Consider the following 19,950-nt stretch of genomic DNA (forward strand, 5'->3'; position numbering starts at 1 on the left):
TCTAGCCCAATCTCAACAATAGCGACAGCAGTTATTCACTTAATGCTGTCATGGATTAATAAAAGATAAAGGAGGCAACAAGTAATGCATAACGTTTTCATACAGTTTTTGATAAAATTTATACTACTACTTTGTGCTTCCCTATCCGTACATTCAGCACTGGCATTACCGTTATCTTCGCTATTGGCAACTAACTACTACGCGACCACAGATAGTGTTGTGCTTGTAGAACAGATAAACGCTAATACCAAGCTTAACGATTTTATTTCTCCGCAATATAATCAATCAAAACTGCAAAAAAGCCTACTAACATTATTACAACAAGAACATAACTACCGCCTAGTTATGAGGCTTTATCTTAGGTTAGTAAATGAACTTGATATCGATATTGTGCAAAAAAATGCTCAGATAACTGCGCAGGCGATGATACAGCAAACCTATCAAACACAACTCAGTATTCACATAGGTATCCAAGCTAGACATAACGCTTTGTATACCCAAAAACCTAGCTATCAAGCAAGAGAACAACACCAACAAAATTTTTCTTAATTTAACTTTACGCTATCACCATATTTTTTGGTAATGGCAGCTGATAACAGTTTATTTTAGGAAAATCCCATGCAAGATTTATTTTATTTAATGCTAGCCCCGTGGCTATTTTTTGTTGTTTTGGCTATTGCTGCCTGTTGGTTATTAAAATTGGCTAAAAAACGTAAAGGCATAGCCTTTGCTTTTGGTGTCTTTGTGCAGATGTTCAGCCCTGACCCTATGGTCGAACAAACCATTAAAATGGTGCAAGTTGATAAACGTGTAGTCAAACAAAAAGCAACACAAACAAAGGGTAAGAAAATAGAATATTAGTTAACCTAAACTCTGGGTAATGAGTACTTGATGTTTAAGTAAAAACAACAGCTTAGATTACTAGCAACTATGTTACGTAGCGATAGACTCTATCAATGTTTCAATTTATTCGATTATCAAGGCAAAACATTTATGAATAACGGGTTATTTATCGACGTTATAACGCTGAGAATCGGATAAAGGGGGGGATATTGAGTAAGTGCTGCTTATCCAAAGTTCAGGTTAGTTAATGAATATTAAAAATCATTATTTTTTGATTATTAGTGCTTATTCATGTTCATCTTTCATTGAATGCTTTCGGCTTATGGTAAAACCAATGGCGATCAATAAAGCCGATAAAATAAGGAATATTCCAACACCAACAAAGTTTTGCTTAAGTAAATTAAACAACACACCTAAAGACATCACGATGGAGGCCCAATAATAGTTGTTTGCTCTGGTAAATATCTTTGCCATGTTTGCCCCAAGAAAGTAGCTACAGTGCGAATGTAGAAATAATAAACCTAACGACTGAATGAAGTAACTATAGACAATTTATGATTAGCCGGCTTTTTTACTGAGTTAATGTTCACTGGTATAGTATTAATTGACATAGTGCTTACTGACTTATTACTGACGAATTTAGTGCTTGATGAGATATATTGTTTGTTACCTGTGCATTGAATTTAATGCTATTAGTTTAGTGCTTTTAACTTGATAGTATTAACAAAAGCACTATTATCTTCAATCTCAGCTAAAATATCGTTATTCGGCAAACAATCTTCTCTGACAAACTCAATGACACTTGGCTCTGGCGGACAAAAAAGTATGTCTAGCGCCAAACGATCCATACCATACAAACCACGATGGATCATGTTGGCTGAGAATACCAATAAATCACCAGCAAACAGTTTTATAACTTTTCCCTGTGCAAGAGACTGATTATTTTTATGACCATCTTGTTCTAAACGCACCTGCAGCTCTTCTGTAGAATCCCAACGTTTGTGTGTTCCTGGCACCAATTCAATGCCTGGCTCATCTAATAATGGCAAACGAAGGTGCATAACATCAAAAGATGCTAAAGCCGCCTGTTGTTGCTCAATTGATAAATGATATTGCGGATCTCGATGCCAATAGTTAGTCTGCTTTTTATTTACTGGATTGAAGAATAACTGAGTATTTAAAAAACACGGCTGTTTAGGCAGCAGAGCCTTAACAACAGCCATTACTTTTTCAGAGCCAATAAATTGAAATAACCGCTCTCGTTGTTCGCTATTTAAAAATTCGTTACGGGTTAAATAAGCCGAGTTAACCGCCTGTTGCTGATAGAACTCAGCATTTTCTTGTTGCCATAAACGGTGAAATTCATTAAGAATTGTGCGTAGTTCGCCTATTTCATTATCACTAAGGAAGTTTCGAATAAGCAAATAACCATTTTCTCTATAGCTTTCTATCATTAGGGTTCAACATACTGTGCATTAGCCGTTACATTACTGGTTAACATTGTTTTAGTACCGGCATAATTTTGATAAAAATTCAGGTGCGCTGCTTTAGAGAAAGTATCATCTCTGCACTCATATTGTGAAATCCACTCTATTAACATGGCTAAATTAGCACCTTGTGCGGTTTTTGAGGCATATTTATGAGGCTCCCAAGGTCGATTATTAGCATTACTAATACAGTTATCAACCGATAAGTTCATAAATATAATTTCTGTCGATGCAGTCTCAGCAATCAATAATAAATCACTGTAACAGCCTTCAATAACCCAGCTATTGTGCTGCTGCATAAAATGCTCAATGGCTTGCGCACTTTCAGTTAAAGGTGTCCTTGTCGGTGGATTAGTCGCTTGCCAGGCTAACAAATCCAGATCTAAATGCGCCAGGTTTTCTGTGCTAGCTAATTCTTTGGCTAGGGTAGATTTACCACTGGCCGAATTACCAAAAACGAGTATTTTTCTCAAAGTGTTTCCTTAAAAATAGATGAGCATGCCAATAGTTATCGTTAAATTTTCTCAAACAACATAACAAAGCGATCGGTCTTACGACGTAATTCAGGTACAAAGACTAACTTAGAATGATCATCGTTATCATTTTCCAATAATTTTGAAGTTTTAATAAATTTAAAACCACGCTTTTCTAAATCAGCTTTGACAAAGGCGCTATCAATTCTATGCAGTGTTTTAACATCGCGAATACCACTATTCTCTGCCGCATCATGATCGATAACTAACAACTTGCCACCTTTTTTAAGTGATTTAAGTACTTGTGGCATTACTTCATCAGCAGTGAAATCCCAACCTTTATCTTGAAAAAACATGTCATGAAAACCCAATACCAAGAATGCACTGTCATAAGTGTTTTCACTCAGTTTTAAGTTATCTGCTTCACTAAGCAAGTAAGTAACATTTTTTAGTCGGTCATTGGCAAGCCTAACATCCAAGGCTTTCTCTGCATATTTAAGGTAAGCTTTGGGTATTTGCAGGGTAACTGCACCTTTATCACCCACAACACGGGATAATAATTCAGAGTAGTAGCCGCCGCCAGCTAACAAATCGAGCACCTTGTCACCTTTTTTAACGCCGACAAAATCGATAATTTGCACAGGTTTTCGGGTAAGATCTTGCTCGATATCTTTATCACTTCTTCCAGATAAATCCAATGTTCCGGCTAAAAGTGGCGTAGCAAAAGCTAATAAACTTATTGTAGATAGTGCGGCTAACTTAGCAGCTAATTTGGCAGGAAATTTACCTTGAATTGTCTTCATCATTATTGTTATATCCTTGGCTGTCGTTAATGAATATAGAGCGCAGAGCACATGTTTAGTGATTGCAGCGCCTTGGGTCAAAATGACAGTTTATATCAGAGTTTTTTTTGAGCAATGAGTATCTTGTTTCAAAATATGTAACAATTTGGTAAACAATTGATAATTGGTATAACTGATGGATTTGAGTGAAAGCCTTTAATGTAAATTAGAGGGGGTAAGTACTTCAATGCAATTACGACCATTGTCCTTCGCTTGATACATGGCTTTATCGGCATCATTGATTAATTGATCTAAACTCTTATGTCGCTCAGTTAGCGTGCTAACGCCGATACTTAAAGTCACGAAAACTTCTTTATCTTCTATTGCTATGCAATGTTGTGCTAATGATTGTTGAATGCGATTAGCTGTTTCAACACCGCCGGCGATATCACAATTAGGTAAAACAATGATAAATTCCTCACCTCCATAACGGGCCAAAAAATCAATATCTCGTATCTCTTGGCCACAAATTTTGCAGATATGTATCAACAATTCATCGCCAAATAAGTGGCCAAATTCATCATTGACGTTTTTAAATAAATCACAATCAAGTAAAAGTAAGGTCAGTTTATTGTTACTTCGCACTGCCCGAGAGTATTCCATATTGGCTCGCTCAAACAATGCCCGCCGGTTAGCCACTTTAGTCAATGGGTCCGTATTAGAAAGGTGCTCTAATACATGCGTCCTTTCCTCCACTACCTTTTTCATTACTTCCAAAGATACCGTAGTTTCACTTAACTTTTCATTCATAGTATTAAAAGCTTTAACTATGCTATCAAATTCTTGAGAGCGATGAGAAAGTCGAATTTTTTGAAAGTGACCACTGTGGTTTTGTTTAAATGCTCGTTTTACTTCATCAAGAGACTTGCTCACTATATTTGTGAAGGTAAAGGCGCCAAATAACAACGCAACAATACTGGCAGCAGAGACAGAAATAATGAATAACGCTTCATGTTTAATCGTATTATGAATATCTTTATGGGCGATGGCCGACAATTGCAAAGAATCAGACCGAAGGGCTTCTAACTGTGTCATTAACCTCGCTTTTAAATGATTCTTAATCGCCACACTGGCATTTTTTAATTTGTTTTTGGTTATTTGTCCAAACAAATGTTTTAGGCTGTCATTTTGGCTTTTGATACTGGTTTGAATGGTTTTCTGTTGCGGTGTTAATGTCGGCGATGACTTGAGTAGGCTAGTCAGTTTTCGTTGTAAAACTAGCCAATTACCAACACTGTAATGATTGGCATAAATATTATCACTGACAACCAACTGCTTTAAGGTATTTAATTGATTATCGAGTTGTTGTGCATAGCTATCTCGACTAAAAGCCAGCTCTACCGTTTGTGAAGACCAAATAACACTGCCTAACAATATAGTAAATAATAAACAACAACTTAGCGTAAATAGGTAAATACGTTGTGACAAGCTTCCATTCATGACCACTCTTCCTTTATTGGGGGATATTTACCGCGCTAGGGTTAACTTGCAACATCGCCCTACTGTCAATGAATTGCTCCACTTGGGGAATCTCATCAAATTCACTCATTTGGGTTTCAATAGCCCAAATGGCTTGATACTTTACACTCAATATTAAAGACTGGTTCAATGCTAATTTAAAAATATAATCTGGCCAGACCCAATCAATAAGCTCTGCTGAAAGTTCTAGTTCATTAATAACAATCTGCTTGGATTCAGCTGGGTTCGAAACAATATAATCAATGGCAATGTTTAGCCCCTGAATTATGCACTTTGCTTTATCCACCAATAACGTATCAGCTGTTTGAGAAATTAGATTAAAACTGAGTATATTTAAGCTTTTAGTATTATGAATTTTTATTTGGTCATTCAGTAATTGAGCACTTTGAAAAGCAAAAGGTTCCCAAGGTACAAAGGCATCCACTTCATTATTAATAAAACCATTTATAAGTTCATCTGGTTTAAAATGAATAAGTTCAACATCCTCAGTAGTTAATCCTTCAAGGGCTAACAAAGTACTAAGAAAGTATTCACTGGCCGTTTTTTTAGTGACACCTATGCGCTTACCTTTAAGGTCAATAGATGAGTTGATTTTTGCCGATGGGCGAGTAATCAATTTGACATCATTATCGGACTGAACAAACATAGCATGGCTAACAAATGCTTTATTGGCCAAGCTCTGAAAGGCAATCACCGAGTCTGAACTGGTGCCAAAGTCGACTTCACCACTTATCACTTTAGCAAAGGCTCTTTGACCGCCAACAACCTGATCAAATTCAACACTTACACAAGTACCATCAAAAGCACCAATGGCTTTAGCGACATAAAAAGGTGTAGACAAAGGGGTTTTTGAAACAGCAATCATGACGGAATATTGCGGCGGCTGCCAACTAGATTGAAAGTTTGAATAAAGCAAAGCCGAGCTAATAAAAACCAGCAAGGTGATCAAAGATAAAGTGAGGGCTTTATGAATCAAAATCAGTAAGACAAAATAAAATTGTTTCTTAAGTATAGAAACAATTTATATTTTTGGATCACTGAGCTTAAATCAGCTTACTAATTTAGTGACTACATTAGTATTTTTCGCTCTTTATGGCGCTAAAAAAACGCTTGGATTCCCGTTTGAGCGCGCCCTAATATTAAGGCATGCACATCATGGGTGCCTTCATAAGTATTAACGGCTTCAAGATTCATCACATGACGAATAATGTGAAATTCATCACTAATGCCGTTGCCGCCATGCATATCGCGTGCTTGTCTGGCAATATCGAGCGCTTTTCCACATGAGTTACGTTTAATTAAGGAGATAGCCTCTGGTGCAAGGTTGTTAGCATCCATCAAACGACCTACTTGTAAACAAGCCAACAAACCAGTAGTAATTTCTGTTTGCATATCAGCAAGCTTCTTTTGAATGAGTTGCGTTGCTGCTAACGGTTTACCAAATTGTTCTCTGTCTAAGGTATATTGGCGAGCACCATGCCAACAAAATTCAGCTGCGCCTAGTGCTCCCCAAGCGATACCATAACGTGCTTTATTTAAACAGCCAAAAGGGCCAGATAAACCACTGGCTTTGGGCAGTAAATTCTCGCTTGGTACAAAAACATCTTCCATCACTATTTCGCCGGTAATTGAGGCACGAAGAGAGAATTTACCTTCTATTTTAGGCGCTGATAACCCAACCATTCCTTTATCTAAAATAAACCCTTTGATAATACCGTCGAGCTTGGCCCAAACAATAAAGACATCGGCAATGGGTGAGTTAGTGATCCACATTTTACTGCCATTGAGTTGATAACCGCCTTCAACCGCAACGGCTTTAGTCGCCATACTGGCGGGATCTGAGCCTGAATTAGGCTCAGTTAAACCAAAACAACCGATATATTCACCCGTGGCAAGTTTTGGTAAATATTTCATTTTCTGGCTTTCACTGCCATAGGCATGAATTGGATGCATAACCAGTGAAGACTGCACGCTCATAGCGCTGCGATAGCCGCTATCAACTCGCTCTACTTCACGGGCAATTAAGCCATAACTAACATAGTTAATACCCGCACAGCCGTATTTCTCTTCAATAGTAGCGCCCAGTAAGCCCATTGCGCCAAATTCTTTCATAATTTCTACATCAAAATTTTCATGACGATTAGCCAAAAGGATACGTGGCATGAGTTTTTCTTGGCAATACTGATGTGCTGTATCTCGAAGTAAACGCTCTTCTTCAGAGAGTAAAGAATCAAGTAATAATGGATCTTGCCAATTAAAATGGACTTTATTTCCCTTACCCGTTTGACTAGCTTTATTTGCTTTAATATTTGACATGAAATTCACCTAGAGTTGCTGTTTCCGCGTTATATCACGAAATACTAATGGAAAGCTTTCACAAGTCAATCCAATACAAGCGTCATGATGAGCTAGAACAATAAAATTCATCGCCAAACCAGTTTAAGGTGCACGTTTCAACACTACTGAATCTTGCATATTGAGGCAGCTTGAGTATACGAACTGACACTTTCTTACAGTTAGTTGACAGTTTTTCGACACTTAGGTTACTGATTTACACATCAATGTACGACAAAATTTACCCATACAAAATACACATATACAATTAAAATAGGACAGGGATCGCCCACTCATGAGACTAACTTCAACCACAGGCATGGCAAGTTCACTTTTATTGCTCAGTTTTTCACTACCCATTATGGCTATAGAAACTGCTGCTGAAACTGCACCAGAAAAAGATAAAGCAAAAACAACTCAGAAAAAAGTGGCTGAAGAAGGTCTTGAGGTTATCGAAGTTACCTCAAAACGTAATCAAGCTAACAGTGAAATGACCGAACAAACTGAGCAACTAATGAGTGTTGCTGGTATTGGTAATGACCCTCTAAGCGCTGTTTATAGTTTACCTGGTATTGTATATGCCGGCGGTGATACTGGCTCACCCGCTGTTCGTGGCTCGTCTCCTGATGACAACGCTTTTTATATAGATGACATACCCGTGGGTTATATTTTTCATTTGTTCGGTGACAGTATTTTTAATGAAAATCTCATTCAAGACTTTAGCCTTCACCCTGCAGCATTTGGTAGTGAATATGGGAATGCCACGGGTGGCGTTTTTGATGTAAAACTACGTGATCCTCGCCAGCAAGAAATTGAAACCACCATCGACCTAAGCATGCTAAAAAGTGGTTTCATGGTTGAAGGTGAAACTTTTGACGATCAAGCATTTTATATATCTTATCGTCGTAGCCAAATTCATCTGTTTTTACCTGAAGGTGAAGAAGATGAAGGCTATACCATATTTAAAGCCCCTGTTAGTGAAGATTACCAAGGTAAGTATCAGTGGTTAATCGGTGACTCTCATAAACTAACCTTTAGTGCCTCAGGTGCCAGTGATACTGGCGGCGTTAATATATCTGAAGAATCTGAAGATGGTCGTATTGACCCAGATAGCGTTGGTGACCTCAAAATAACAACCGCGTTTGATAGCCAAAGTATTTCTTGGCAATATTATGGTGATGAACAAAAGATCATGCAGTTAGTCGCAGGCCACACTGTCAATACAACCGATGAAATATTTGGTAAAGGACAATTTATAAAAGTTGATGAAGAAATATATAACCTGCGCTTTTCATCACAAATCACTTGGCTTGAAGATCACAAATTAGGTTTTGGCCTTGATTACAGTAAATCAGACGTCGATTACAGTTTCGATATCATTCCTTATTACTGCACAGAAAATGATGCTGATTGTGACTCAAATAAAGGCGATCGAATTCAAGACAATGCTAACTTAACTGATGAAGATATCGCCATTTATGTTCATGATATTTGGCAAATGAGTGAAAGCTGGCAATTAACCTATGGCGTGAGAGCTGAAAGTAATGATTATACCGACCAAACATTTATTCACCCTCGACTTGCTTTAGATTGGTTTGCTGCAGACGGGCTAACTTTTAAAGCAAAGTTCGGTACTTATAGTCGCTTCCCTGATGTTGATACCGCATTAAACAAGTTAGGTAATCCTGCAATAAAATCTCCGGAATCAACTCATTACTCACTTGGTGTTGATTACCAGTTGAACGACATATGGTTTACCTCTCTTGATATTTACCATAAAGAGTTAACAGAATTACCACGCTCTATCGATGAACATTCAGCCGAGGCTGACTTTGAATTACATTACACTAATGATACTTCTGGTGATGCACAAGGCGTTGAATGGCTGGTTAGGCATGAGCGAAATAATGGCTGGTTTGGTTGGGCATCGTTAAGTTGGTCTCAAAGCCAGCGTACTGATGATTTAACCAATGTTTCAGCTGATTATTATCTAGATACGCCTCTGGTTGCCAATGTGGTAGCAAATTATCAACTAAACGAACACTGGGATTTTGGTTTACGTTTTACTCTGCGTAGTGGCGCTAAATATACACCTATTACGGGTTTACGTGAAAACCCAGACTATGAAGATCATTTCTTACCTGAATATGGCGAGTTAAACGCAAAAACTTTACCTGTTTATCACCGCTTAGATTTAGAAGCGAATTACCAAACAACGTACTGGGGTTATGACGCGCAGTGGACTATGGCTATTATTAATGCCATGGCACAGAAGAATGTCTCTGGTTATTATTATGAACCTGAAGAGGGCGATACCCCAACCGAATTTAATATCAGCGGTGAAGAAGATATTGGTGTATTCCCTTATATAGGTTTAAAAATGAGTTTTTAGCTCACCATTCAAAGCACTTGCTTTCAGTGAGCTCTTGAATGCTAACGGGTATATTATCAATTTTTTGACTTCCGTCCCCTTTTAAATAATAGAAGTATAAATCACTTTTCTAAGTGATTTATACTTCTTGTTTGTTAATTTTCTTGCCGCCCAGCAATGTCCTAAGTAACTTCCTTCATGGTTAGCAAATTACACTCTCTGCTAATTTAAATGAGTTAAGGTACCCCTAAAATTTGTACTAATACCCTAACTCGCTCAAGACATCTGACCACTTGACTAATTTACTTTAAAAACAAATCAATACGCCTCTTGTTATTGTATATTTATAACTCTAAGGTTAACCACTTAGTCACTCAACATGGAAAGTTTATATGGCACCTCAAAAAGTAGCCCTGAGCCGAAAGCAAATCGGTGGTGAAGTCCCAATGGTTGCAACAGAAATTACCGACACTTGTATTTACTCAGGTCTTTTTGGCTCATTAGATTCATCTCGAATGGCCATCATTATAGATAAAGTTACTACCATAGCGAGTGCGAGACAGATTAGTTTGGTTATTGTTGATCTAGGCAATGTCGAAGCCATTGACTCATCAGTTGCAGGGCATTTAGTGAAATTGGGAGATGTTTTACGCTTGGTAGGCGTGATTCCCATTTTTTGCGGTATTTCATCTGAGCTCGCAAAAACAATGATTTCAGCCGGCGTTAATTTAGGCCGTTATATTACTTGTCGAGACTTAAAGTCAGCACTGATTAAAAGCCTAGAGTTATCCAATCAAAAAATAGTTGACATTTAATCTGACAAATAACGATGAGTAAAAACACAACCTCGTTATCGAAACATAACCAGGTTATTCTCCCCTCCTTGTTTTTATCAACAGAGGAGCAAGCATATTCATTTTCTGCACAAGTTAAACAGGCATCTATCAACCTAGGGTTTGATTCGTTTCAATCAAGCCTTATCTCTTTAGCTGTTTCAGAAATCACTATAAATGCAGTTCGTTATGCAAATGGGGCTAAGATCCATGTATATAAAACAACTAACCAGAAAGGGTTAAGCATCCTAGTTGAAGATACTGGGCCAGGCATTAAAAATATCAAGCAAGCAATGGCCTCAGGTTACAGCACTCACAATAGCTTAGGGTTAGGACTAGCAGCAGCTAAACGAACTGTTGATAAGATGGTTATTAATACCAGTTCAAAGGGAACTGCCATCACTTTAACTAGTTACTTACCCATCCCCAGAGAAGTAATAGACATTGGTAGCGTTTCTTTTCCTAAAATGGGGGAATACTATAAAAGAGATAATTTCTGTATTAAAACCTATCAAGGGGAATGTATTTTAATTGCTTTGTTTGATAGTTACGAAACTAAAACTAATGTTCAAGCTGCTTTATTATTAATAAATACTTTTATTAACGAACATTATGATCTACCTTTAAAAGAGTTAGTTATAGGCTGTCATAGGCTGTTAAAAGGAGCAAATTATACAAGGAGTATGGACATGGGATTGTTGCGGATAACACCAAGCAGCGCAGAATCACTTATCGTTGGTAATATTTCAATCACAACTTTATTACCAACATCGAATCCAATTCAAAAACTATCAGGCGGTTTGGGAAGTAACTTCCCTCCTAGCTTAATAATAACTCATATTAAACTTTCTTCCCCGTTTTGCTTTGCATTACATTCCAATGGCATTGACAGTGTTTCGCTCCCCAAAATAGACACTTTAGCACTTAACTCAAAAAAACATGCCGAACATATTTTTGATAACCATGCACGTGCCGATGACGACGCTACTATTATAGTGATAAAATCTTATGAATGAATTAGTAGAAACGACTCACCTTAGAAAATACCTAACAGGTATTATTGGCAACGCTCCCTTTGGCATTATTACTTTTTCGGTTAATCATGAAGTAGGGATTATTAATGCCGAAGCAATAAGGTTACTCGGCTTTGAAAACTCTAACCCTGATGATTTAATTGACGCAAGCTATAATGATACTTTTGTTAATTCATCAAAAATGTTAAAAAAATTTCAAGCGCTGGTTAAGTCTGGTGATAAATTTGAAGCTGATGTTCTCGACATTTCTATTAGCCTCAACATAGTGAATTTTCGTATTCGTGAACTATTTAATGGTTCATTAATCATTATTGAAGACGTAACGAAACAAGTAAAACTTGAAAAGCAGTTACGTTATCAAGCATCCCATGACAGCCTTACTAACTTAGGTAACAGGAAAGATTTTGAAGACTGTGTCGAAACCTACATTCATAAAGCTGTGGAACATAACTTACCGGGTGCCGTTTTATTTATCGATTTAGATAGATTTAAGCCTGTTAATGATATTGCAGGCCACGCCGCAGGAGATGAGCTATTAAAACGAGTTGCTATTATCCTTTTAAGTAATGTTAGAAATAGAGATATAGTTGCAAGAATTGGCGGTGATGAATTTGCGGTATTATTAGCCGATTGCCCTTTAAAAATGGCGGAAAAAATAGCAGAAGCTATCAGAAAGGCAGTTGATGAGATGGCTTTTATTTATGAAGGTCACTCTATTAAGGTAGGTATTTCCGCTGGAATATCCGTTATCAATCAACAAAACAATAAATTGAGCCACATTATTAACTCTGCTGACAATGCCTGCCAAATAGCTAAAAATGAGGGTCGTAATCAAATCCATGTTGCCTCCTTGGAAACAGGGGAATATAACCAACACAAACAACAAGTCGCTTGGTTACCCAAAATAACCAAAGCACTTAAAGACAACCAATTCAGGCTCTTTGTTCAAGAAATTTCAGATATTAATCAAACCACCTCGACAGCGCATTATGAAATATTGATACGACTAAAAAATGAAGACGGCAGCTTTACCTCCCCTAATGCATTTATTCCAGCGGCCGAAAGATACGATCTTATGCCTCAAATTGATCGTTGGGTTATCGAATGTGCTTTTTCGAATATTGACAAGAAAACCAATTATTCCATTAACCTTTCAGGGCTATCTACGTGTGACCCAACCTTAGCGCAATATATTGAATCATTACAAAAAATCCATGATATTGATGCCAGACGTATCACCTTTGAAATTACAGAAACCGCAGCCATTCAAAATATTGATAAATGCCTTATATTGATCAAAAATTTAAAGGCCTTGGGTTTTCAATTCTCACTTGACGATTTTGGTTCGGGGTTATCATCTTTTTCATACCTTAAAAACTTAACCGTAGATTACTTAAAAATTGATGGCTCATTTGTTAAAGAAATAGTCAATGATTCAACTTCTTACGCTATGGTGAAGTCGATTAACGAGGTAGGCCATACTATGGGATTAAAAACCATCGCTGAGTTTGTTGAAAACAAGGATATATTAGAGAAATTAAAAGAAATAGGAGTGGATTATGCTCAAGGATATTATATCCATAAACCTGAACAATTAAGTTACACAAGTAAACCTGCACCTAAAAAAAATTATGCTTTATCAAACAAACCATCCAACTTATGGCAAGAAATGGATCCTATTCGCTGATTAATATAATACAAAAAACGTGTGGTCACCTGCACATATTTCATCCAACTAGGTTAACAGCTTTCACAAAAAATTAGGCACTATCGCCGCTTCAGCTTATTGTCTAAGGAAAGCTCATGAAGGCTTTCATTGTGAGCTTCTAAACAACCAATAACAATAGATATCCTAGTTAATAGTTCCCTTCCCCCTACATATAAAAAGGTTCACTTATTACTTGAAGATGGCGCTCTCCCACCGAATTTACCATTAATGGCAAGGAAGACATTGGTGTATTCCCTTACATCGGTTTAAAAATGATCTTTTATAGTTTTTTCTCAAGTTTTTTAACATTACTTACACTTTTTAAACAATAAAATTGCACGGCTAAGCGCAAGTAACAATTACAAAGTGGTAACATATGATTACTTATTGTAAATTTACTTTGTGTTCTGCTATGGCCTTTAAAAGAAATAATATCAGACGAAGAAAAAACCACCATTTCATCAGGCTATTTGCTGCTAGTTTGTTAATGTTTAGCGCGTTAAGTTACGGACAAGAAACCAGTGATAACTTGGAGCATATTGCTAATCAAGAACACAGCGCCAACCAAGAATACAATGCTAATAAACCTATACTCAAAGATGATTTTGAATGGCAATTTGCACTTGATTTCTCCTTAGTTTATGACCCGATAATTATTGACGGCATAGAACAAGATGATCTATTAGACTACTTCATGCCGGGTTTATTATTTGATATATCCTATAAAGGTTTTTTTCTACAAACCAACCAAAGACGCTCAAATGCTTTATTAGGCGGTACTGAATTTGGCTATCAACTTGTTGTTGAAGATAACTGGCAGCTTGACCTTATTGCCAAAGCTTATATGCAAGGTTACGATCCTGCAGCAGAGATAGAATACGGTGGCGGTGATAAAGAGTTATTAGCAGGATTAAGAGAACGTAATGCGACCCTAGGTATAGCCTTGCGCTACTCTAGATACTTTGATAATTCTTTATTAACCCTCGACCTTGCAGCGACTACTTCAGGAGATGACGAGTTTGATAAAAGTGTCAGAGGTGTAATTGTTGATAGCTTCTACAGCTATTTATTGCCCTATCGAAATTGGGATATTTATTTGGGCACTGGCTTAACTTATTTTAGCCAAGACATTGTCGATTATTATATTGGCGTAGGCAGTAGTGAAATAAATGAAAGCAGAGCTGCATATACCGCTAAAGGTGGTTTTCGAGGCCAAATTGAAATTTATGCGCAATACCCTTTATCAGAAAGCTGGTCATTTAATGCCGGCTTAACCCAGAGTATTTATTCGAATAATGTAAAAGCAAGCCCGTTGGTTGATACTAACCATGTGATCCAAGTGATGCTTGGAGTGTTATATGTATTTTAAGGTTGGCAAAGGATTTGCCACAGTCCATGTAAAAGTAATGCTGATTTTGTTTTACAACCTGCTGGTATTGAATCCGGTCTATGCAAATGAAAGCAAGGCACTTAGCAGTGTTCCACTAAACTTTACTGCTTTGCCTGAACAATGTGTAACTTTAAGGCAAGGCCGTGCATGTTTTGCTACGGTAGAACTACAGTGGCAATCACCTAAAAAAGAAAGTTTTTGTTTATATCAAGTAGGTAAAAACAAGCAGCTAGGTTGTTGGCAAAATAACAATAATGTGCAAATAAAAATAGAATTTGAATCGAATAAAAGTATTAAATATCAACTGCGCTCAGTAAGTGATAATAAGGTCATAGCTGAAACTCAAGTTGAAGTAAGTTGGCAACATAAAAACACCTCGCGTAAACGTCGTTGGCGACTATTTTAATTATTTAGTCAGAACAAACACTTGAGTTATTACTTGAGCTAACGCTTAAATATCACCTAACTAAGTTATAGGAATAAGTAAAATGCACAATATTTTATTAGTGGAAGATGATATTAGTCTTGCTGATTGGGTTTGCGAATATTTAACCGAACAAGGTTTTAATGTCACCCATGTAGCTCGTGGTGATCTAGTCATGCATGAGATTAAAAAAAATGCCATAGATATAGTATTGCTAGATGTTATGTTGCCCGGATTAAATGGCATAGAAGTATGTCGTCTTATTCGCCAACATGAACAGAGTAAACAAATACCTATTATTATGTTAACTGCACGGGCAGATGAATTTGATGAAGTGATTGGTTTAGAAGCTGGCGCAGATGATTATGTGATAAAACCCGTACGACCACGCGCCTTATTAGCACGTATAAACCGTCAACTTAGCCATAATGGCAAGGCTGAGCAAAATCAATCAACACAACTTACCTTTGGTGAACTCACTATTAATCAAGAAGCAAAACGTGTGATCTACCAAGGAAAAGAGATAGACCTATCAACAAGTCTGTTTGCATTCCTTACCTACTTAGCACAACATGCCGGCAGTGTTGTTGATAGAGACTCAGTATTTAAAGCATTAAAAAAACGAGAATATGATGGCCAGGATAGACGCTTTGACGTGATGTTATCGACTTTACGTAAACTGTTTAATGATGATCCTCAAAAACCACAAAAATTTAAAACCATTTGGGGAAAAGGCTATTTATTTGTTGGTGATGCTTGGCAAGAAACATCAATCAGCGGCAATGAAGACTAGCAATGCGCGGCCTCTATAGTAGTATCATTATCACGGTATTAGGTTCACTATTTTTTATAGGATGGGGCCTTGATGAATTAGTAGAGTATTCAACAGAAGATAAAGTAACCGAGACACAAGGTACCACTATTTATAGGCACCTTGTTGACGGACTAACTAATGAACTAAGCACACTTGATAACTCGTTATTAAGTAAAAGAGTAAGTCAATTTCAACAAGACTACCAAATAGAAACCAGCTTAGCGTCAAGTAAAAAGATTGCTTTACCCAGCTCATTAATTGCCCAGCTAAATCAACAAGGCGGTTTACTGCTAGCTTCAAGTACTAATCAATATTTATTGAAAAATATTCCTCAACACCCAGAGTTTTTATTGCGCTTGGAGCTACCCGCTGAAGCTATAGTTGACGATAACTTCAACTTTATTTTAACCTTAATCCTCTACGTAAGCATCTGTGTAATATTAATATTATGGTTATTTCCTTTAACAAGGCGTTTATATTTACTTAATAATGCCGCAGCAAAAATTGGCTCAGGGCAACTTGATGCTCGTATAGCAAACAGTCGATTTTCTTACATAAAAATGTTAGAGCGAAGTTTTAATACTATGGCCAGCAAAATAGAACAGCTTGTTGCCGATAATAAAGTGCTTGCGCGCAGCTTATCTCATGATATTCGCACACCTATGGCTTGTTTACGCTTTGGTATAGAAGCTGCCTTAGATAGTCAGTCAATTGAAAAAAAGAATAGTTATTTAACCCGGATGGACAATGAATTAACCAGAATGGAAGAAATGACCTCTATATTTCTTGATTATGCTTCAATGGAGCGACAAGCATTAAAACTCAATAAAACACAGACTAACATCACCGCCTTAATCACCTCCGCAATTGATGATTGCCAAGTATTGGCAGAGCAAAAAAATATTACCGTGCATTTGTCTGGCGATAATACCATTAGCTATCCCTTAGATTATCACTGGAGTTACCGCGCTTTAGTGAACCTTATTAGCAATGCCATTGGCTACGCCAATAGTGAAGTATTACTTACCATTAACGATAACAATCAACTACTGACCATCACAGTTGAAGATGATGGCAAAGGTATTGCCGACGATAAACTCGCCGTTATCTTCACACCTTTCGTTAAACTTGATGCCGATAGATCAAGAGAGCAAGGACATTTTGGCTTAGGTTTAGCTATCTGTAGTAAGGTCATGGACTGGCATCAAGGTAGTATTAACGCCTGTAATAAAAATCAGCTCAAAGGTGCTTGTTTTACCTTAGACTTTCCCAAATAAAGACTACTTTAAGAAACACTCACAGCAAAAATCATATCCCATAATTCATAAAAATCTATTCTCCTTAAAGAGACAATATATTGTGAATTACTATTTATCTCTTCACTCCATAGGAGGAACTGGCTAGATATATTGACTAAAACTGTCAATATATCTAGCCAGTTGAGTTCACCCACCTTTGTAATCTTTGGTTACTGCTGGCTCCATCGATAAATAATTCATATACAATCAAAATATCACTCGCTATTACTTCTAACAGTAATTTTATATATTAAGTCAGAGATAAATCTATGAGCCAAGATCGTCGCCAATTTCTTAAATCTGTTGCCGTTATAACTGCTGCCGGTGTTGCTACTAGCGTTACCACAGCTTGTGCTTCTTCAGCCGCAAGTACAGTAGGTTCACCTATTTCCCAAGGCAAGTCGGTTATGGGCTTAGTTGTACCAAGAATGGACGTTGTTCGTATTGGCTTTATTGGTGTTGGTGAACGTGGCTCTGGTCACGTTAAACATTATTGCCATATTGATGGTGTTGAAATAAAGGCCATTTGCGACACCAATGAACGGGTATTAAATGAGTCTATTGCCACTGTGGTCAATAATGGTTTTGCCAAACCAGATAGCTATACCGGCTCAGAGTCAGCGTATAAAAAAATGCTTGAACGTAACGATATTGATATCGTTATCATATCTACCCCATGGCGCTGGCACACACCTATGTGTGTTGAGACCATGGAAAGTGGTAAACATGCCTTTGTTGAAGTACCTGCGGCAACTACAATAGAAGAGTGCTGGCAACTCGTTGATACCGCTGAGCGCACTCAGAAAAACTGCATGATGATGGAAAATGTTTGTTATGGCCGTGATGAACTCATGGTCTTAAATATGGTGCGCCAAGGTCTATTCGGCGACTTATTACACGGTGAAGCGGCATACATTCATGAACTTCGCTGGCAAATGAAAGAAATTACGGAAAAAACTGGTTCTTGGCGAACGGCTTGGCATGCTAAAACCAATGGCAATTTATACCCTACCCATGGTTTAGGCCCTGTTGCTCAATACATGAATATCAATCGAGGTGACCGTTTCGACTATTTAACCTCAACCAGCTCACCAGCACTTGGCCGACAAGCCTATGCAGCCAAAGAGTTTTCAGCCGGTCACCAACGTAACCAGCTTAATTATATTGCTGGCGATATGAATACCAGTATTATTAAAACCATAAAAGGCCGGTCGATTATGGTTCAACATGATACGACCAGCCCACGCCCATATTCTCGCCATAACTATATTCAAGGTACCAATGGTACATTTGCTGGTTTCCCCAATAGAATTGCCCTAGAAAATGTCCCGAAAAACATTAAAGCCCAGTATCAACAGCAATATGAACTGGCAGTTAAACAGTGGCAAAAAAATGGCCAATCCGGTCGCAAACCAAGTCATGCTAGTTTCCATCGCTGGGATCATGATATGGCTAAATGGCAAGCTGATTATGATCACCCTTTGTGGTTACAAATGGGCGCAGAAGCAGAACGTAATGGCGGTCATGGTGGTATGGATTTCTTAATGCTTTGGCGCATGGTCTATTGTTTACGCAATGGTCAACCATTAGACCAAGATGTCTATGATGCCGCAGCATGGTCAGTGATCACGCCATTAAGTGCGCAGTCAGTCGCTGATCGCAGTAATTCTAAAGATATTCCTGATTTTACTCGTGGTATCTGGCAGCAAGCTAAACCACTTGGCATTGTTAGTTAAATGACTAGTCTTGTTATTTTAGCTGCTGGCTTAGGCTCTCGTTTTGGCGGTAATAAGCAGCTAGCCGAGTTTGGTCCGCAGCAACTAACGTTGATGGAATATAACCTATTTAACGCTGTTAATGCGGGCTTTAAACGGGTGATCTTTGTTATTCGTCCAGAGCTAGAGTCGCTACTTCGGCGACAAGTTGTTAGTCGACTGCCTGCAGGACTCGAATATGATTTTGCTTACCAAAGCTTTGATGATTTACCACAGGGTTGTATTTTGCCAGAACAACGCAACAAACCCTTAGGTACCGCGCACGCACTATGGAGTTGTCGCCAGCTTATCAAAGCAAGTTTTGCTGTCATTAATGCTGATGATTTTTATGCTAAACAAGCTTTCATTTTATTGATAAAGCAAGCAAGTGCAACACCTCAAAACTATTTAATGGTGGCCTATCAATTACAAAACACCTTGTCAGATTTTGGCGGCGTTAACCGAGGGTTATGCAAATTTGATAACGAAAATTATTTAACAAGCATTGAAGAATGTGAACAGATAAAATCAGATGGACAAAGTATTAACGGCACCCTTAGCGCAAAGCAGATAAACATTAAACTAGCGCCAGAGAGTCTAATATCAATGAATTGTTGGTTTTTCAATGTGGATATTTTTTTAGCCATAGAACAATCGTTGACTGAGCTACTCACGTTAATAGAAAACCGTAAAATTGATATTAATCAAGAGTGTTATTTACCTGCAGTAGTGATGCAGCAAATAGAACAACAAAATAAAAAAGTAAAAGTACTTAGCTCCAAGGATAGTTGGTTTGGCTTAACTTACCCGCAAGATAGCCAACAGGTTGATGAGAAAGTTACTGCACTATTCGCTAAAAAATAGTA

Annotated in this window: 19 protein-coding genes; 12 read left to right on the plus strand and 7 right to left on the minus strand. The window is 37.6% G+C overall.

Features of this window, described 5'->3' with window-relative positions:
* Positions 1–84: 84 nt before the first annotated feature.
* Complete coding sequence (locus GAB14E_RS14040; RefSeq protein WP_033081851.1) at positions 85–549, plus strand: hypothetical protein; 465 nt, start codon at positions 85–87, stop codon at positions 547–549.
* Between the two features lie 69 nt (positions 550–618).
* Positions 619–861 (plus strand): hypothetical protein, encoded by a 243-nt coding sequence (locus tag GAB14E_RS14035; protein ID WP_033081852.1) that lies wholly within the window; start codon positions 619–621, stop codon positions 859–861.
* Positions 862–1,128: 267 nt separating this feature from the next.
* Here the strand turns inward: GAB14E_RS14035 and GAB14E_RS0122830 are convergent, their stop codons facing one another.
* The 7 genes from GAB14E_RS0122830 to GAB14E_RS14005 all read right to left on the minus strand — a co-directional run bounded on the left by GAB14E_RS0122830 (position 1,129) and on the right by GAB14E_RS14005 (position 7,440).
* Positions 1,129–1,317, minus strand: coding sequence for a hypothetical protein (locus tag GAB14E_RS0122830; protein ID WP_033081853.1), 189 nt, complete (start codon positions 1,315–1,317; stop codon positions 1,129–1,131).
* Between the two features lie 218 nt (positions 1,318–1,535).
* Positions 1,536–2,297, minus strand: coding sequence for a phytanoyl-CoA dioxygenase family protein (locus GAB14E_RS14030; RefSeq protein WP_033081854.1), 762 nt, complete (start codon positions 2,295–2,297; stop codon positions 1,536–1,538).
* A complete protein-coding gene (locus GAB14E_RS14025; protein WP_033081855.1) occupies positions 2,297–2,803 on the minus strand; it encodes a P-loop NTPase family protein in 507 nt (168 codons plus the stop codon). Before GAB14E_RS14025 ends, GAB14E_RS14030 begins: the two co-directional genes overlap by 1 nt.
* A 41-nt stretch (positions 2,804–2,844) precedes the next feature.
* Positions 2,845–3,609 carry a class I SAM-dependent methyltransferase gene (locus GAB14E_RS14020; RefSeq protein WP_231562014.1) on the minus strand — a complete coding sequence of 255 codons (765 nt, stop codon included), beginning with the start codon at positions 3,607–3,609 and terminating at the stop codon, positions 2,845–2,847.
* Positions 3,610–3,801: 192 nt separating this feature from the next.
* A complete protein-coding gene (locus GAB14E_RS14015; protein WP_033081856.1) occupies positions 3,802–5,085 on the minus strand; it encodes a GGDEF domain-containing protein in 1,284 nt (427 codons plus the stop codon).
* Between the two features lie 13 nt (positions 5,086–5,098).
* Positions 5,099–5,989: an ABC transporter substrate-binding protein gene (locus GAB14E_RS14010; protein ID WP_231562015.1), complete on the minus strand. Its 891-nt coding sequence runs from the start codon at positions 5,987–5,989 to the stop codon at positions 5,099–5,101.
* Positions 5,990–6,222: 233 nt separating this feature from the next.
* Complete coding sequence (locus GAB14E_RS14005; protein ID WP_033081858.1) at positions 6,223–7,440, minus strand: acyl-CoA dehydrogenase; 1,218 nt, start codon at positions 7,438–7,440, stop codon at positions 6,223–6,225.
* A 313-nt stretch (positions 7,441–7,753) separates the two neighbouring features.
* Here GAB14E_RS14005 and GAB14E_RS14000 point away from each other — a divergent pair, with 313 nt between their 5' ends.
* The 10 genes from GAB14E_RS14000 to GAB14E_RS13960 all read left to right on the plus strand — a co-directional run bounded on the left by GAB14E_RS14000 (position 7,754) and on the right by GAB14E_RS13960 (position 19,948).
* Entirely contained in the window at positions 7,754–9,850 is a 2,097-nt protein-coding gene (locus GAB14E_RS14000; RefSeq protein ID WP_033081859.1) for a TonB-dependent receptor, read from the plus strand.
* A 371-nt stretch (positions 9,851–10,221) separates the two neighbouring features.
* Positions 10,222–10,644 carry an STAS domain-containing protein gene (locus GAB14E_RS13995; RefSeq protein ID WP_033081860.1) on the plus strand — a complete coding sequence of 141 codons (423 nt, stop codon included), beginning with the start codon at positions 10,222–10,224 and terminating at the stop codon, positions 10,642–10,644.
* Positions 10,645–10,712: 68 nt separating this feature from the next.
* A complete protein-coding gene (locus GAB14E_RS13990) occupies positions 10,713–11,678 on the plus strand; it encodes an ATP-binding protein (protein ID WP_033081861.1) in 966 nt (321 codons plus the stop codon).
* Complete coding sequence (locus tag GAB14E_RS0122835; RefSeq protein ID WP_052093609.1) at positions 11,671–13,383, plus strand: sensor domain-containing protein; 1,713 nt, start codon at positions 11,671–11,673, stop codon at positions 13,381–13,383. Before GAB14E_RS13990 ends, GAB14E_RS0122835 begins: the two co-directional genes overlap by 8 nt.
* Before the next feature lie 397 nt (positions 13,384–13,780).
* Positions 13,781–14,773 carry a MipA/OmpV family protein gene (locus GAB14E_RS13985; RefSeq protein WP_033081862.1) on the plus strand — a complete coding sequence of 331 codons (993 nt, stop codon included), beginning with the start codon at positions 13,781–13,783 and terminating at the stop codon, positions 14,771–14,773.
* The gene (locus tag GAB14E_RS13980; RefSeq protein WP_033081863.1) at positions 14,763–15,200 is read left to right on the plus strand and encodes a DUF3019 domain-containing protein; all 438 of its coding nucleotides are present in this window, start codon (positions 14,763–14,765) and stop codon (positions 15,198–15,200) included. Before GAB14E_RS13985 ends, GAB14E_RS13980 begins: the two co-directional genes overlap by 11 nt.
* Positions 15,201–15,273: 73 nt before the next feature.
* Complete coding sequence (locus GAB14E_RS13975) at positions 15,274–16,011, plus strand: response regulator (protein ID WP_414734060.1); 738 nt, start codon at positions 15,274–15,276, stop codon at positions 16,009–16,011.
* Positions 16,012–16,013: 2 nt separating this feature from the next.
* On the plus strand, positions 16,014–17,309 hold the full coding sequence (locus GAB14E_RS13970; protein ID WP_033081865.1) for a sensor histidine kinase: 1,296 nt from the start codon (positions 16,014–16,016) through the stop codon (positions 17,307–17,309).
* A gap of 290 nt (positions 17,310–17,599) precedes the next feature.
* Positions 17,600–19,066, plus strand: a complete 1,467-nt coding sequence (locus GAB14E_RS13965; RefSeq protein ID WP_033081866.1) for a Gfo/Idh/MocA family protein — start codon at positions 17,600–17,602, stop codon at positions 19,064–19,066.
* Positions 19,067–19,948: a nucleotidyltransferase family protein gene (locus GAB14E_RS13960; protein ID WP_033081867.1), complete on the plus strand. Its 882-nt coding sequence runs from the start codon at positions 19,067–19,069 to the stop codon at positions 19,946–19,948. It begins immediately after the preceding gene.
* Positions 19,949–19,950: the final 2 nt, after the last annotated feature.

The organism is Colwellia psychrerythraea, assembly GCF_000764185.1.
In the GTDB taxonomy this organism is placed as follows: Bacteria; Pseudomonadota; Gammaproteobacteria; order Enterobacterales; family Alteromonadaceae; genus Colwellia; species Colwellia psychrerythraea_B.

Bases quoted from the DNA above. Each gene is read 5' to 3' on its own strand.
- GAB14E_RS14040 (WP_033081851.1), top strand. From the start codon at position 85: ATGCATAACGTTTTCATACAGTTTTTGATAAAATTTATACTACTACTT.
- GAB14E_RS14035 (WP_033081852.1), top strand. From the start codon at position 619: ATGCAAGATTTATTTTATTTAATGCTAGCCCCGTGGCTATTTTTTGTT.
- GAB14E_RS0122830 (WP_033081853.1), bottom strand. From the start codon at position 1,317: ATGGCAAAGATATTTACCAGAGCAAACAACTATTATTGGGCCTCCATC.
- GAB14E_RS14030 (WP_033081854.1), bottom strand. From the start codon at position 2,297: ATGATAGAAAGCTATAGAGAAAATGGTTATTTGCTTATTCGAAACTTC.
- GAB14E_RS14020 (WP_231562014.1), bottom strand. From the start codon at position 3,609: ATGATGAAGACAATTCAAGGTAAATTTCCTGCCAAATTAGCTGCTAAG.
- GAB14E_RS14015 (WP_033081856.1), bottom strand. From the start codon at position 5,085: ATGAATGGAAGCTTGTCACAACGTATTTACCTATTTACGCTAAGTTGT.
- GAB14E_RS14010 (WP_231562015.1), bottom strand. From the start codon at position 5,989: ATGATTGCTGTTTCAAAAACCCCTTTGTCTACACCTTTTTATGTCGCT.
- GAB14E_RS14005 (WP_033081858.1), bottom strand. From the start codon at position 7,440: ATGTCAAATATTAAAGCAAATAAAGCTAGTCAAACGGGTAAGGGAAAT.
- GAB14E_RS14000 (WP_033081859.1), top strand. From the start codon at position 7,754: ATGAGACTAACTTCAACCACAGGCATGGCAAGTTCACTTTTATTGCTC.
- GAB14E_RS13995 (WP_033081860.1), top strand. From the start codon at position 10,222: ATGGCACCTCAAAAAGTAGCCCTGAGCCGAAAGCAAATCGGTGGTGAA.
- GAB14E_RS0122835 (WP_052093609.1), top strand. From the start codon at position 11,671: ATGAATGAATTAGTAGAAACGACTCACCTTAGAAAATACCTAACAGGT.
- GAB14E_RS13985 (WP_033081862.1), top strand. From the start codon at position 13,781: ATGATTACTTATTGTAAATTTACTTTGTGTTCTGCTATGGCCTTTAAA.
- GAB14E_RS13980 (WP_033081863.1), top strand. From the start codon at position 14,763: ATGTATTTTAAGGTTGGCAAAGGATTTGCCACAGTCCATGTAAAAGTA.
- GAB14E_RS13970 (WP_033081865.1), top strand. From the start codon at position 16,014: ATGCGCGGCCTCTATAGTAGTATCATTATCACGGTATTAGGTTCACTA.
- GAB14E_RS13965 (WP_033081866.1), top strand. From the start codon at position 17,600: ATGAGCCAAGATCGTCGCCAATTTCTTAAATCTGTTGCCGTTATAACT.
- GAB14E_RS13960 (WP_033081867.1), top strand. From the start codon at position 19,067: ATGACTAGTCTTGTTATTTTAGCTGCTGGCTTAGGCTCTCGTTTTGGC.